General features: G+C 59.2%; 15 protein-coding genes. 7 read left to right on the top strand and 8 right to left on the bottom strand.

Going from position 1 to position 13,338, the window contains the following annotated elements:
• From EQV90_RS04135 to EQV90_RS04120, 4 genes are all read left to right on the top strand, one after another.
• The coding region (locus EQV90_RS04135; RefSeq protein ID WP_139145696.1) for an IS3 family transposase at positions 1–117 on the top strand (117 nt) is incomplete at its 5' end.
• Positions 118–885: 768 nt separating this feature from the next.
• Positions 886–2,994 (top strand): mechanosensitive ion channel domain-containing protein, encoded by a 2,109-nt coding sequence (locus EQV90_RS04130; RefSeq protein ID WP_010655451.1) that lies wholly within the window; start codon positions 886–888, stop codon positions 2,992–2,994.
• Between the two features lie 150 nt (positions 2,995–3,144).
• On the top strand, positions 3,145–4,029 hold the full coding sequence (locus tag EQV90_RS04125; RefSeq protein ID WP_003444326.1) for a sugar nucleotide-binding protein: 885 nt from the start codon (positions 3,145–3,147) through the stop codon (positions 4,027–4,029).
• Positions 4,022–4,951 carry an NAD-dependent epimerase/dehydratase family protein gene (locus tag EQV90_RS04120; RefSeq protein WP_240877772.1) on the top strand — a complete coding sequence of 310 codons (930 nt, stop codon included), beginning with the start codon at positions 4,022–4,024 and terminating at the stop codon, positions 4,949–4,951. The genes EQV90_RS04125 and EQV90_RS04120 overlap by 8 nt, the downstream gene beginning before the upstream one ends.
• A 60-nt stretch (positions 4,952–5,011) precedes the next feature.
• Here the strand turns inward: EQV90_RS04120 and EQV90_RS04115 are convergent, their stop codons facing one another.
• The 5 genes from EQV90_RS04115 to EQV90_RS04095 form a co-directional block, all read right to left on the bottom strand.
• The gene (locus EQV90_RS04115; RefSeq protein ID WP_003444322.1) at positions 5,012–5,710 is read right to left on the bottom strand and encodes an OmpW family outer membrane protein; all 699 of its coding nucleotides are present in this window, start codon (positions 5,708–5,710) and stop codon (positions 5,012–5,014) included.
• A gap of 149 nt (positions 5,711–5,859) precedes the next feature.
• On the bottom strand, positions 5,860–6,378 hold the full coding sequence (locus EQV90_RS04110) for a DUF3299 domain-containing protein (RefSeq protein ID WP_003444320.1): 519 nt from the start codon (positions 6,376–6,378) through the stop codon (positions 5,860–5,862).
• A gap of 16 nt (positions 6,379–6,394) precedes the next feature.
• Complete coding sequence (locus EQV90_RS04105) at positions 6,395–7,660, bottom strand: ABC transporter permease (RefSeq protein ID WP_003444300.1); 1,266 nt, start codon at positions 7,658–7,660, stop codon at positions 6,395–6,397.
• A gap of 1 nt (position 7,661) precedes the next feature.
• A complete protein-coding gene (locus EQV90_RS04100) occupies positions 7,662–8,372 on the bottom strand; it encodes an ABC transporter ATP-binding protein (RefSeq protein WP_010655453.1) in 711 nt (236 codons plus the stop codon).
• An 83-nt stretch (positions 8,373–8,455) separates the two neighbouring features.
• Positions 8,456–9,019 (bottom strand): DUF2796 domain-containing protein, encoded by a 564-nt coding sequence (locus EQV90_RS04095; RefSeq protein WP_003444294.1) that lies wholly within the window; start codon positions 9,017–9,019, stop codon positions 8,456–8,458.
• Between the two features lie 136 nt (positions 9,020–9,155).
• On the opposite strand from EQV90_RS04095, the gene EQV90_RS04090 reads away from it, so the two are divergent.
• Entirely contained in the window at positions 9,156–9,497 is a 342-nt protein-coding gene (locus EQV90_RS04090) for a hypothetical protein (protein ID WP_127196859.1), read from the top strand.
• Between the two features lie 45 nt (positions 9,498–9,542).
• On the opposite strand, the gene EQV90_RS04085 is transcribed toward EQV90_RS04090, so the two are convergent.
• From EQV90_RS04085 to EQV90_RS04075, 3 genes are read right to left on the bottom strand one after another with little or no spacing between them, the layout of a single operon-like run.
• Positions 9,543–10,421: a co-chaperone YbbN gene (locus EQV90_RS04085; protein ID WP_003444289.1), complete on the bottom strand. Its 879-nt coding sequence runs from the start codon at positions 10,419–10,421 to the stop codon at positions 9,543–9,545.
• Between the two features lie 31 nt (positions 10,422–10,452).
• Complete coding sequence (locus tag EQV90_RS04080) at positions 10,453–11,142, bottom strand: 50S ribosomal protein L11 methyltransferase (protein ID WP_003444287.1); 690 nt, start codon at positions 11,140–11,142, stop codon at positions 10,453–10,455.
• Entirely contained in the window at positions 11,139–11,588 is a 450-nt protein-coding gene (locus tag EQV90_RS04075) for a YbaY family lipoprotein (RefSeq protein WP_003444285.1), read from the bottom strand. Before EQV90_RS04075 ends, EQV90_RS04080 begins: the two co-directional genes overlap by 4 nt.
• A gap of 138 nt (positions 11,589–11,726) precedes the next feature.
• On the opposite strand from EQV90_RS04075, the gene nrdR reads away from it, so the two are divergent.
• Together nrdR and ribD are read left to right on the top strand one after the other, a co-directional pair.
• Entirely contained in the window at positions 11,727–12,191 is a 465-nt protein-coding gene (gene nrdR / locus EQV90_RS04070; protein WP_003444283.1) for a transcriptional regulator NrdR, read from the top strand.
• Complete coding sequence (gene ribD, locus EQV90_RS04065) at positions 12,188–13,321, top strand: bifunctional diaminohydroxyphosphoribosylaminopyrimidine deaminase/5-amino-6-(5-phosphoribosylamino)uracil reductase RibD (RefSeq protein ID WP_029612150.1); 1,134 nt, start codon at positions 12,188–12,190, stop codon at positions 13,319–13,321. Before nrdR ends, ribD begins: the two co-directional genes overlap by 4 nt.
• Positions 13,322–13,338: the final 17 nt, after the last annotated feature.

The raw sequence follows: 13,338 nt of genomic DNA, 5'->3' as shown, positions 1-13,338 counted from the left end.
GATGTGTTCGATTACATCGAGATGTTTTACAACCCAAAACGACGCCACAGTTTCAACAATCAGCTGTCACCGGTAGAGTTTGAAAAGCGTTACGCAGCGAGCCTGGAGAGTGTCTAGGAAACCCGGGGCGATTCACTCATGCAGAATGACTTTCGCCCACTTCTCTGAGGTTAAGTAGTACAGCTTCAATTTTTCCCTCGCGCTCTCACGCATGTGCTTACACATTGACCCTTGTGGGCGGGCAATTTCCGGAGACTCGACCAACGTAGGTGGCTAATGTCTGCCTGATGGATTCGAGTTCGGTCAATCGCTTCCCAGATTACAGCAAATTTTTTGTTTAAGCGGCTCTGTCTCCCGAGTTGTGCCTACTCAGGGGCGCAGGGCTAGAAACTGCCACCTAGCCGAAATTGACCTCTCCAATATCTCGCAGGTCCTACATTTGTAAATGTCGCGTTTGAAGTGTTTGATATGGGCAAAAAATTGACAGAATACTTTACGTTTTTTTGCTGCGCAGTCAGCAACACATTGAGGCAGAGGTGTTTTTTAAAAAAAGACTGTTGGATAAAGTCACAAGGTGTTCGGAACGGTTTTAGAGACTAGCCTTCGGGCGACATACTCAGAACCAACAAAGGCCCGTCGCTGATTCAGCAACGGGCCTTTTGTTTGGGGCCGGAAATGGCTGCACCGCGCAGGGCGCTGACAACAGTCAGATCCGTCCTGCAAAAAATGGCAACCGGGCTGATCCGGGCAGTCCAGGTCAAAAGCCTGCGTGTTACGCCAGGCGCCTGGCGCTTCATTGACTACGCTGTACTGATCTCAAGTACCGGCGGGCCAATTGGCCAACGTCAGCGGTTCCGTCAAAGATGTCCAGGAGGACTCCCGGGTTTGTTCAATTTCAAAGCAGCGATTGTGCTTCTCATCCTGTTGCTCTCAGGCAACGGCATTCTCCAGGCAGCCCCCACGCTGGCCTCGGTTATCAAGGCAGAAGAGACGGATGGCAAGCCTCCGGTGCTGGTCGATGGCGGCTTGCTGGGTGCCTTGGGCGAGGGTATGGACCAGATCCAGGAACGGCTCGGCCTGAGCGCTCGTCTGCTGGGCTCCTGGAGTTTGCGCTCAGAGCTTGCGGTGGATGAAGTCGGTGAACTGGTCGAACAGGCATCGGCTCATCCCTCATGGGGCGCCTTGGGGGACTTCGTCCTGTTGCCAGCCATCTGGTTCGGGGGGTTTTTCGGGCTGATGCTGACGGGGCGCTTGCTGGTGCGATACCTGGATATGACGCGTGCGATCAACACCAGGCCGCGCATACAGGCACTTGTCGGTTATGTGGTGCAGTACCTTTTGCCGGCAGTGATAAGTCTGGTGCTGACCTTGTATGCCAGTCGTTATCTGCAAGACACCATTGGCCGTTCGCTGGGGATGACCCTGACCTATGCGGGCAGTGCCGGGGTGTTCAGTGTGGCGCTGGTGCTGGCACTCAGTGCGATGTTTGAAGTCGGACACAAGCGGATTGCAGTTCAGATCATTCGCAAGTATTCGCGCCGGCCACTATTCCTGATCGGCTTTTTTGCCGCGCTGAGTGACGGGATGAACAGCCCGCAAATTGCGCTGCAAATTGGCGATAACATTGCGAGCTGTCTGTCGGTTTTTGCCGGGTTGCTGGCGTGCATCATTTTTGCCTTTCTGGCCATACGGTTGCGTCGCCCCGTAGCGCACCTGATTCGGGACCGTGCACTGGCGCAGCGTCTTGGTCAGCCTGCACTGCAGGAGTCGTTGCGTATTTTTTCGGCGTTGTGGTACTGGCCGATACTGCTGATGCTGGTGGTCACGGCGCTCAATTTGCTGGGAATAGGCGAGGGCAGTGAGCGTGCCATGCGCGGTGCGCTGCTGACTTCAGGACTGATCATCGGCGCGGTTTTTTTAAGTACGATTTTGCACCACTCATTTCGTACGCCGACCCGCCGTACAAGCATCTATCGAGAGCGTTTACTGAATGTGCTTTATGCATTGCTGCGTATTGCTCTGGCTGTGACCTTTATCGAACTCCTGTCCCAGATCTGGGGGTTCTCCCTGCTGGCGTTCGCCTCAGACAGCAACACCGGCAAGGTCATCAGCGATTCGCTGGGGCGCATCCTGTTGATCCTGCTGGTGACATGGCTGGCCTGGGTGGTGCTCGATACCGCCATCCAGCAAACGCTGGAACCTACAGTGACCCGACATGGCACCCGCGAGCCGAGCACCCGCGTCAAGACCATCCTGCCGCTGATGCGCAATGCAATAAAAGTAATTCTGGTGGTGGTCTGCACCATCACCACCATGGCCAACCTGGGTGTCAACGTCGCGCCTTTCCTCGCTGGTGCCGGGGTCATAGGGCTGGCAATCGGCTTTGGTTCCCAGCAGCTGGTACAAGACGTCATTACGGGGCTGTTCATTATTATTGAGGACACCATCTCTGTCGGCGACTGGGTGGTGGTCGACTCCAACCATGCGGGTACCGTTGAGGGGCTGACCATTCGCACCTTGCGCCTGAGGGACTCGCGGGGCTTCGTGCATTCGGTGCCCTTTGGTCAGATCAAGGCGGTGATCAACCATTCCCGGCAGTTTGCGTACGCATTTTTCTCGGTTCAGTTCACCTACGACACCGACACCGATCAGGCCATCGACATGATCCGCCAGGCCGGAAGCCAGATCAGTGACGATCCTTTGCTCAGTCTCAGCCTGCAGGGCTCGCTGACGGTATTCGGGGTCGACAGCATGAATCTCGATGGCGTAACCATTACCGCTCAGTTCAGAACCATGTCCGGCGCCCAGAGCTCCGTCAGTCGGGCTTTCAATGACCGGCTCAAAAAGCTTGTGGATAAGTGTGACGATGTCCACTTTGCGCAACATTATCCACAGGGATTCCTGATGCCCGTACGCGATACCGGCGAACCGGCACCGGCTGCCGAGCAGCCGCCTTCCAGGTTGCTGCTCACTGACATGCCGCCGCAGCTGTAGTGAGCCCGTTGACCCGCAGGGGTGCAGTTTGTCAGTGACGGCGGGGCCATAAACCCGCAAAATACGGAGGTCTTGATCATGGCCAGCAGCTTTCACCGTTGGTTTTCTGGTATACATCACCGTTCTGAATAGACTGAGTCTGCACACTCTATGCGAATGCGCCTTATGTTATTGGGCGGCGGAAATGCTCTCGGGCAGGCGCTGATTCGTCAGGGTGCCGAGGAAGACATTAATTTCCTCGCCCCGCGTCCGCCGCAAGACGGCTGGGACGCTGCGAGCCTTACGCAGCTGCTGGATGACACCCGCCCGGATGCGGTCATCAACCTCGCGTATTACTTCGACTGGTTTCAGGCGCCGACAGTCAGCGAGTCCCGACTTGCTGGCCAGGAGCGCTCTGTCGAACGTTTGGCCGAGTTGTGCCAGCACCACAACATCATTTTGCTGCAACCTTCCAGCTATCGGGTTTTCGACGGTTCGCGGGCGACGGCCTACAGCGAAAAGGACGAACCCGTTCCGCTGGGGTTACGCGGTCAGGCACTGTGGCGAATCGAGCAAAGTGTGCGGGCCATCTGCCCGCAGCACGTGCTGCTGCGTTTTGGCTGGCTGCTGGATGACAGCCCGGAAGGTCTGCTCGGGCGGTTTCTGACCCAGGCTGAGAAGCCGGGAGAATTGTTGCTTGCCGATGATCGCCGGGGCAATCCGACACCGGTAGATGACGCCGCACGGGTGATTATCTCAGTGCTCAAGCAGCTGGATTGCGCCGCGCCGCTGTGGGGTACTTATCACTACGCGGGGCACGAGGCGACCACGCCGCTGGCGCTGGGGCAAGCGATCCTGAGCGAAGCGCGCACCCTGCATCCACTGGCTGTCGAAGCACCTGTACCGCAGGCGCATGCGGCATGCCCGGACGCGGCGGAAGAGCCCCAGCATGCTGTGCTGGCCTGCAAGAAAATCTTACACACCTTCGGGATCAAGCCTCGCGCCTGGCGTGCGGCACTCCCGACATTACTGGACAGACTTTATCGTCATGGCTGATTCACCCGTTTTAGTGACCGGCGGCGCCGGATTTATCGGTTCCAATCTGGTTGATGCCTTGTTGGCCAAGGGGCATGCCGTACGCATTCTCGACGACATGTCCACCGGCAAGCGCTGCAATCTGCCAATGGACAACCCCAAGGTCGAGCTGATCGAAGGCGACGTGGCGGATGCTGCCCTGGTTGCCAGGGTCATGGCCGGTTGCAGTGCCGTGGTTCACCTGGCGGCAGTTGCCTCGGTGCAAGCCTCGGTGGACGACCCGGTACGTACCCATCAAAGCAATTTCATCGGCACCCTTAACGTGTGCGAAGCCATGCGTGAATCCGGGGTCAAACGGGTTGTTTTTGCCTCCAGCGCTGCTGTGTATGGCAATAACGGTGAAGGTGAGTCGATTGTCGAAGACACCCCCAAGGCGCCGCTGACGCCTTATGCGTCCGACAAACTGGCCAGTGAATACTATCTGGACTTTTACCGTCGCCAACACGGGCTGGAACCGGCGATTTTCCGTCTGTTTAACGTCTTTGGCCCGCGCCAGGACCCGTCATCGCCGTACTCCGGGGTGATCAGCATCTTCAGCGAACGCGCGGTAAAGGGCCTGCCCATCACCATTTTCGGCGATGGCGAGCAAACCCGTGACTTCATCTACGTCGGTGACCTGGTGAACATCCTGGTTCAGGCTGTCGAAGCCCGGCAGGTTGAAGAAGGCGCGGTCAACGTCGGCCTGAACAAAGCCACCACCCTCAAGCAAATGCTCGAGGCGCTGGGCGATGTGGTCGGTGGACTGCCGCCCATCAGCTACAGTGCGGTCCGCTCCGGCGATATCCGCCATTCACGGGCAGACAACAGCCGCTTGCTGCAACGCTTCAAGCTTGGCGAAACCACACCCATGAGTGTTGGTCTGGCGCGTTTGCTCGGACGCTGACAAGCCCCTGGCTACAAAAAAAGGCGCCACCAGGGCGCCTTTTTTGAAGTTGTTTGTCGCTTAAAACTTGTAACCCAGACCTACCATGTAAACGAACGGATCCACGTCTACATTGACCTTGGCGCGGGTGCCAGGCGCTACTGCGTTGTTTTCCACCGTGGCGCGGGTATCGATATCGATATAGCGTGCCTGGGCGTTGATCATGATGTTATCGGTCAGCATGTAGTCAGCACCGACCTGGAATGCCATGCCCCACGAGTTCTTTGCCTTGAAGTTGTCAAAGCCTGCCGCGCTGGCGCTGCTGCCAACGTGCTCGTCATAGATCCAGGTGTAGTTGATACCGGCACCCACGTAAGGCTGGAACGCCGATTTGGAGTCCAGCGGGTAGTACACAACACTCAGGGTTGGCGGTAAGTGCTTGAGGCTGCCCAACTTGCCGTTTGCCGCAGACAAGGCGGTGCCTTTAAGTTTCACGTCATGCTCAAACGGCGTGGCTGCCAGCAGTTCAATACCGACATGGTCGGTGATCATGTAGGCGAAGTTGAGGCCCAATTGCGTGTCGCTGCTCATGGTCGCCTTGCCACCCAGATCCGCGCCCGCCAGCGGGCCCTGATCAACCTTGACGCTGGAGCTGTCGGCCTTCGGGTTTACCGTGATCGCACCGGCACGCAGAATGATGTCACCTTCAGTGTGGGCGTGGGCAAGCGGGGCGACGACGGCGAGCGCAAGCGCGGCTGCGCTGAGCAAAGACTTGTGCATGGGAGCTCCATTGGGATATTTGAAATTTATATAACCAATGGTAAAGAGCGCCATGCCGCGCTCAGTTGACCCAGCTCAATGAACGGTGAGTTTGTGAAAATTTCGTGAGCTGGCCCGTGCTCATCGTCCCTGCAGGAGCGATGGGGGGGTTACTCCGGCAGTTCGTACACAACGATTTTTTGCGCATCCATCTGGTAGCCCGCATCTGCCAGTTCACTGGTACTGGATTTGACCTGCATCGCGCCTTCGATCCAGTACGGCTGGTACAGCTCATCGACTTGCACCCCGACCTTGCTGGTGACATGCACGATCTGGTTCGACGGCGGTGGCGGCACGTGGATACAGGCGCCGAAGTAGGGCACCAGCAAAAACTCGGTGGTGCGGCCTTCTTCATTGACTTCAAGGGGCACGATATAGCCCGGCAAGCGAATCAACTGACCGTCCAGCGTCGTCACCACCGGCGCATTGGGCAAGTCCTGCCTGGCTGCCGGGGCGGCCTCCATGTCGCCCATCTGTGACAGGTCGTGCAGCGGTGCCATGTCCGGCACTTCAGCCGGCGCGTCGGGCGGAATCATCTCCGACCACGTCAACTCTTTCGGCTCTGCTGCCCACAAAGGAGTAGTGATCAGCACAAGCAGTGCCAGCAGCACGCGTGGCAACACGGACATTGTTATAACCCCGGGTTCATAAACGAATGGACAGACCATCGGCCAGCGATTGTCGGTAGGCGCGCCATGCCGGCACGCAGCCCATCAGCAGGGCGGCCGCAAGAATACCGCCAAGCAGCGCCCATTCATATTCGCTTGGCCAGGCCAGCGGTAAATACAGCCCGTAGTTCGATTGCACATAACCCTGGGCCACGGCGATACACAGGTACAGCAACCCCACGCCGGCCACTACACCGGCCAATGCCAGGGCAAGGGCCTCGAAGACCAGCAAGGTTGCGATATGCCATGGCCGGGCACCGACCGAACGCAGAATGGCCATCTCGCGCCGACGTTCATTGAGGCTGGTCAAAATCGCAGTGAGCATGCCGATCAAGCCGGTCAGCACCACAAACAGCGACACCACGAACAATGCTTTTTCAGCGGTGCTCATCAGGCTCCAGAGTTCCTGCAGCGCCACCCCGGGCAAAATCGCCATCATCGGTTCACCGCGGAAATCATTGATTTCACGCTGCAAGGCAAAGGTCGAGATCTTGCTGTTCAGACCCAGCATAAAGGCGGTGATGGCCTGCGGGGTGAGGTCCATGTTGCGCGCCTGATCGGCACTTACCCGCCCGGCGCCACGGGCCGGAACACCGTTATGCCAATCGACATGTATCGCTTCCATACCGCCCAGGCTGATATGCAGGGTACGGTCAACCGGGGTGCCGGTGCGTTTGAGAATTCCGACCACGGTGAACGGTTTGTCATCATGCTTGACCAGACTGACCGCGGCCACGCCGTGGGCCAGCACCAGCTGGTCACCCAGTTTGTAGTGCAGTGCATCCGCCACTTCGGCGCCCAGCACCACCTCAAAAGGGTCGGTGGCAAACGCCCGGCCGGCAGCCAGTTCCAGGTTCTGCCGACGGCCGTATTGATAGTGCTCGAAATACGCCTCGCTGGTGCCCATCACCCGATAACCGCGATGGGAGTCGCCCAGTGACATGGGAATCGCCCATTTCACTTTCGGGTTGTTGGCGAAGTGCTCAAAGCTGTCCCAGCGAATATTGTTGGTGGCATTGCCAATGCGAAATACCGAGTACAGCAGCAGATTGACCGAGCCGGAGCGGGCGCCCACGATCAGGTCAGTGCCGCTGATGGTGCTGGCAAAGCTGGCGCGGGCTTCGGTGCGTACCCGCTCGACCGCCAGCAACAGGCACACCGACAGGGCGATGGCGAAGGCGGTCAGGATCGCGGTGAAGCGACGGTTAGCCAGGCTGGCCAGGGCTAGTCGAAACAGATACATCTCAGACCTCTGCCGACGTGGCGGCACGATTGAGTTCGGACAACGACAGATTTCGGTCGAAGAGGGGGGCCAGACTTTGATCGTGGCTTACAAACAGCAGGCTGGCGCCCGCCTCGCGGCATTCAGCAAACAGCAACTGGATAAACGCTTCGCGGGCGTCAGCGTCGAGGGCCGAGGTCGGCTCGTCGGCAATTACCAGCTCGGGCTGGCCGATCAGGGCGCGGGCAGCGGCGACCCGTTGCTGCTGGCCAATCGACAGGGAGTCTGCACGTCGCTCCAGCAACGCCGGGTCTTTGAGACCCAGGTGCGCCAGCAGGGTTTGCGCGGCGTTATCCACACTGCCGTGGCGTTGCACGGCGCGGCTGGCGCGCAGTCTGGAAAAGTGGCAAGGCAGTTCAACGTTCTCGCGTACCGATAAAAACGGCAGCAAATTGAATTGCTGAAAGATATAACCGGTGTGATCGACCCGAAAGCGATCGCGGGCGCCCGAGCCGAGTTCGCCCAGTTCTTGGCCGAGTAGACGGATCGTGCCGCTATCGGCTTTTTGCACGCCGCCGAGCAGGCCCAGCAACGTGGTTTTACCGCTGCCGCTGGGGCCCTTGAGGAACAGGGTTTCGCCCGGCTCAAGGCGAAATGCCGGAATATCCAGCAACACGGGCTGCCCCGGCCAACTGAAACTCAGGTCATTGAGTTCGATAAGTGCTTGGGTCATGGGGAAGAGAAATCGCCTGTATGGGGTGCCAATAGCGGGGCGGTATCTGCAGGAGCGAGCTCGTTCCTGCAGGTTTAATCCGGTCAGAACTTGACGGTGGGGGCTTGAGGTGTGGCTTCTACACCTTGCTGACCACTTGCGCCAATCAGTTGTACCTTGATTTTATGGGTGCCCGGGAACGTCTTGAAGAACGTGCTCAGATCCAGCGTCTTCAGCGCCTCGGGTTTGCTGCAGGTAAAGGCATAGTGGGCTTCGATATCGCTGTGATGGTGCTCGCCTTTTGCCACGCCGGCAGCCTCTTCAGGGGCGGCTTCAAATAGTGGGCTCTGCAGGTCCTGGGCTTCAACGCTGCACTCGGCAGCTTTGGGCAGGTTGAACAACACCAGCGGATTGCCCAGCTGGGCCTGGGCTGCCGCGACTTTGGCTTTGTCAGCGTCGGTAGTGGCAAGGTGCTCAAATCCGACCAGGTTCATTGACGGGCCATCCAGGTCAAGTTCCAGAGTCTGGCCATCGAGAGCCACATCGAGGCTGCCTGCGCCATGCTCGTGGGCTCCCAGGCTGGCGTGTTCATGGTCGTGATCATCTGCAGCATGGGCCATGGCCAGCGGCAACAGGGCAAACGGTATAGCAAGAAGCAAACGGCGCATAGCGTGACTCCAGCAGAAGGGGGAGGACCAGTTTGTTATGTGATCTTATAACAATATTTGCGAGAGTTTGCCCGTGTGCTTGGCGTTACGCAATACGCATGGGAGCATGGTTTGATGAAACTTGAGGAGTAGAGCGATGGTGCGCATTCGCGGAACAATCGGCGACTGGCCGGTGGATTTGACGGTGGAACTGGATGCCGGCGACTGGGCTGCACTGGGTGCACAGTTGCAGGTCAGTGACGCGCCTGTCAGCCAGCCGCCTGCCAGACCGGTGAATCATGACGATGCCGTGTGGGAAACGACTAAAGACTTGTTGCGCAAGGCCGGGCAGATCAGCGGGCCTGAGCTGCTCGGGCAGCTGCAAGCCCTGACCGGCAGCACCGGCGCGGGCAAGCGGCTGCTGGTACGCCTGCGTCATTGCCCCGAGGTGAAAGTGGTGAGCGGCACAGACTCACCGATTTACAGCTGGATCGAATAGCAAAGATGACGCAAGACCCGCAAACGCGCTCCTGCAGCCCGATGCCTAGTACAGCGCAGCAAACAATTTGCGGCGGTAGGTGGTCACCAGCGGATGATCATTGCCCAACAAGTCGAAGACCTGCAGCAAGGTCTTGTGGGTGATGCCTTCGTTGTAGCTGCGGTTGCGGGTGAACAGCTTCAGCAACCCGTCCAGAGCACCTTCATATTGCTGGCGCGCCAATTGCTGGATCGCCAGTTGGTAAGCGGCTTCGTCGTCCTGCGGGTTTTGTGCAACGCGGGTTTTCAAATCCGCCACATCCGGCAAATCCGCGGCCTGACCCAGGAACGTCAGTTGCGCCTTGGCCCCGGCCAGTTCGGCTTTGTGCTCGTCACTTTTAACCGCGTCCAGCACGGCTTGTGCTTCGGTGAGTTCACCGCGTTCGGCGAGGCAGCGGGCATACAGAATCAGTGCGCCGGCGTTGCTGTTGTCATCGGTGAGGATGTTTTTCAGCAGGGCTTCGGCGTCAGCAAAGCGGCTTTCGGAAAACAGTGCCCGGGCTTGCAGCATCGGGTCTTCGGCCTCTGGCTCGGGCATCACGACATGGGGCGCGAGCATCGCGCGGATTGCCGATTCGGGTTGCGCTTCCTGGAAGCCATCCACCACTTTGCCGTCTTTAAACAGCACCACTGTGGGCAGGGTTTGAATGCCGATACGGCCCACGATGTCCTGCTCGACTTCGCAATTGACCTTGGCCAGTAACAACTCGCCCTGATAGTCCACCGCGATCTGTTCCAGAATCGGCAGCATCACCTTGCACGGTGCACACCAGTCGGCCCAGAAATCCACCAGAACGGGCTGCTCAAAAGAGGCCTGGACAACCAGTCTGTCGAAGTCCGCGGAGGTTACGTCGAAGCTATGGGAAGAAGGCGTAGGCTGATTCATTAGGTGTCTCGAAACAGGTAAATGAGGGCAACTATAAAGGCTGTACGGGCAGGCCGAAAGCCATAGGCTCGCGTTGCGCGTGATACAGGCTCACGTTACGAAATTCATGGGGTTCGGCCAGATCGGGCAAGGTCAATGCCTTGAGGCTGTCCAGCTGGCGGTACAGCGGATGCTTGAAGTCGCGCACCCGGGAATCGGCGACCAGAACCTGTTGGCCGCGGGTTAAAAACTGATCCAGCAGTGGCAGGTTTTCACGGTCGTAAAGCACGTCCGCCACCAGGATCAGGTCGAAGCGGTCGGCTTCGGCGAAAAAGTCGCTGGAATAATGGAGCTGCACATCATTGAGCTCGGCATTCGCCCTGCAGGCAGCCAGCGCCAGCGGGTCAAGATCGCAAGCCAGCACCTCGAGTGCCCCGGCCCTGGCCGCTGCAATTGCTGCCACTCCGGAACCTGCGCCAAAATCCAGCACGCGCTTGCCTTGCACCCAGTGCGGCTGCTCGGCCAGATAACGTGCCAGAGCCAGACCGCTGGCCCAGCAAAACGCCCAGTACGGTGGCTCGTAAAGAATGCGCCGGGTCTCGTCGGCCGTGAAGCAACGATCCATCCGTTGCGGGTCAAGCAGCCATAACTTGAGTGTCGTGTCCGGCAAATCCGTAATGATCAGCCGGGCATCGCCCACCAACTCGCTCAATGACTGTTGCAGATGCAGCGGTGTATTCATGGTGCCTGGACAAAGGCCAGGGTACCCATGGCCTGGGTCGCAGGCTGGCTGATGATTTTTGAAGGTAGATGCAGGATCAATTGCCCGGACTGGCTGGCGCGTCCGCGCAGTTCAACCCGCGCTCCGGCGGGGAAGGCTTCGGGGTTAAAACGCAGCTTGAACGGCAGCGGCTGGCTATTGCCGATGATCTTGCTGCTGGCCATCAGGCCTTGGGGGCGTCCACGTTCGTCAATGATCAGCATCGCCAGTTCAACCTCGGCCCCTGCGGGTACGCCGGTCAACACGCCGCTGAGTTCACGCTGATAGGCCGGCAGTGGTCCGAGGTCTTTTGGAGCATCAGTTTTTGGCTGTGCCAGCACCTGAGTCTGCACCGGTTTTGGCGGTTCGCTGCTACAGGCGCCCAGGAAACCGGCGAGGCACAACAAAAAAAGCGTTCGTAGCGACATGGAAGGCTCCAGCGGCAGGTCTGTCGATGTATCAGATGGGTGAAACATAGTAGGCGGACTGTATACCGTAAAGGCTATGGCTTGTCTTGCCAGTGGGATGCGCTACCATGGCACTCCCCATTTTTTGTTGCCGCCACCATGCACTGTCCTTTCTGCGGTGCCAACGACACTAAAGTCATCGACTCGCGTCTGGTCGCCGAGGGCGACCAGGTGCGCCGCCGGCGTGAATGCCTGGCCTGTGGTGAGCGTTTCACCACCTTTGAAACAGCCGAGTTGGTGTTACCGCGCCTTATCAAGCAAGACGGCAGTCGTCAGCCTTTCGACGAAGAAAAACTGCGTGCCGGCATGCAGCGGGCGCTGGAAAAGCGCCCGGTCAGCGTCGAGCGACTCGAAGCCGCGCTGGCCCATATCAAGAGCAAGCTGCGCGCCACCGGTGAACGCGAAGTCAAATCGCTGGTTGTCGGTGAGCTGGTCATGGGCGAGCTGCAAAAGCTCGATGAAGTGGCCTATATCCGTTTTGCCTCTGTCTATCGACGCTTCCAGGATCTCAACGAGTTCCGCGAAGAAATCGACCGACTCGCCCGTGAGCCCTCCAAAGAATGACTGTGACTACGCAACAATCAATTTTAGACGCCCATTACATGGCGCGTGCCATCGAACTGGCGCGCAACGGCCTGTATACGACCCATCCCAACCCGCGAGTCGGTTGCGTGATAGTGCGTGACGGACAGATTGTCGGCGAAGGCTGGCACGTGCGCACGGGTGAACCCCACGCCGAAGTCCACGCCTTGCGTGCGGCGGGCGAGCTGGCCCGTGGCGCCACGGCTTACGTCACGCTGGAACCGTGCAGCCACCATGGCCACACTCCGCCCTGTGCCGACGGCTTGCGCCATGCCGGCGTGGCGCGGGTGGTGGCGGCCATGCAGGACCCCAACCCGGAAGTTGCCGGCCGCGGCCTCAAGCGTCTGGCTGACGCCGGGATTGAAGTGTGCAGCGGCGTGCTCGAAAGCGAAGCGCGGGCGCTGAACCCGGGCTTCCTCAAACGTATGGAGCACGGCCTGCCGTTTGTGCGGGTCAAGCTGGCGATGAGTCTTGATGGCCGCACGGCCATGGCCAATGGCGAAAGCCAATGGATCACCGGCCCTGCGGCACGCTCTGCGGTGCAGCGGCTGCGGGCGCAGGCCAGCGTGGTGCTGACCGGTGCCGACACGGTTCTGGCCGATGGCGCGCGCCTGACCGTGCGCGGTCCGGAGCTGGGCCTGAGCCCCGAGCTCACGGCGCTGGCATTGAGCCGTCCTCCGCTGCGGGTATTGATTGACGGGCGTTTGCGGGTGCCGCTGGATGCGCCGTTTTTCAAGGCAGGTCCGGCGCTGGTTGCCACCTGCGTACCTCCCGCCGAGCAATACCGCACGGGGCCGGAATGCCTGGTGATCCACGGTGCCAACGGCCAGGTCGATTTACGCAAGTTGCTGGTTGCACTGGCCGCACGCGGGGTGAACGAAGTATTGGTGGAGGCCGGGCCGCGTCTGGCCGGGGCTTTTGCCGAACAGGGGCTGGTGGATGAATACCAGATTTTCATCGCCGCCAAGTTCCTCGGCTCCACTGCCCGGCCATTGCTTGAGCTGCCGTTGACCCATATGAGCGAAGCGCCTTTGCTCAAAATCATTGAAATGCGCGCGGTGGGTGATGACTGGCGAGTCACCGCCATACCTGTGCCATCCGCGAGCGTATAATTCTCAGCCTCCGTTCT

Origin of the sequence: Pseudomonas sp. TMW22089 (genome assembly GCF_022496645.1) — a bacterium.
Lineage (GTDB): Bacteria > Pseudomonadota > Gammaproteobacteria > Pseudomonadales > Pseudomonadaceae > Aquipseudomonas > Aquipseudomonas paraversuta.
Note: the sequence above shows the minus strand (reverse complement) of the source record. Positions and strands in the feature narration are given on the sequence as shown.

Excerpts from the sequence above, each read along its gene's own strand:
- EQV90_RS04110 (WP_003444320.1), bottom strand. The coding sequence starts at position 6,378 with ATGTCCGTGTTGCCACGCGTGCTGCTGGCACTGCTTGTGCTGATCACT.
- nrdR (WP_003444283.1), top strand. The coding sequence starts at position 11,727 with ATGCACTGTCCTTTCTGCGGTGCCAACGACACTAAAGTCATCGACTCG.
- EQV90_RS04115 (WP_003444322.1), bottom strand. The coding sequence starts at position 5,710 with ATGCACAAGTCTTTGCTCAGCGCAGCCGCGCTTGCGCTCGCCGTCGTC.
- EQV90_RS04100 (WP_010655453.1), bottom strand. The coding sequence starts at position 8,372 with ATGACCCAAGCACTTATCGAACTCAATGACCTGAGTTTCAGTTGGCCG.
- EQV90_RS04095 (WP_003444294.1), bottom strand. The coding sequence starts at position 9,019 with ATGCGCCGTTTGCTTCTTGCTATACCGTTTGCCCTGTTGCCGCTGGCC.
- EQV90_RS04090 (WP_127196859.1), top strand. The coding sequence starts at position 9,156 with ATGGTGCGCATTCGCGGAACAATCGGCGACTGGCCGGTGGATTTGACG.
- ribD (WP_029612150.1), top strand. The coding sequence starts at position 12,188 with ATGACTGTGACTACGCAACAATCAATTTTAGACGCCCATTACATGGCG.
- EQV90_RS04080 (WP_003444287.1), bottom strand. The coding sequence starts at position 11,142 with ATGAATACACCGCTGCATCTGCAACAGTCATTGAGCGAGTTGGTGGGC.
- EQV90_RS04105 (WP_003444300.1), bottom strand. The coding sequence starts at position 7,660 with ATGTATCTGTTTCGACTAGCCCTGGCCAGCCTGGCTAACCGTCGCTTC.
- EQV90_RS04120 (WP_240877772.1), top strand. The coding sequence starts at position 4,022 with ATGGCTGATTCACCCGTTTTAGTGACCGGCGGCGCCGGATTTATCGGT.
- EQV90_RS04085 (WP_003444289.1), bottom strand. The coding sequence starts at position 10,421 with ATGAATCAGCCTACGCCTTCTTCCCATAGCTTCGACGTAACCTCCGCG.
- EQV90_RS04075 (WP_003444285.1), bottom strand. The coding sequence starts at position 11,588 with ATGTCGCTACGAACGCTTTTTTTGTTGTGCCTCGCCGGTTTCCTGGGC.
- EQV90_RS04125 (WP_003444326.1), top strand. The coding sequence starts at position 3,145 with ATGCGAATGCGCCTTATGTTATTGGGCGGCGGAAATGCTCTCGGGCAG.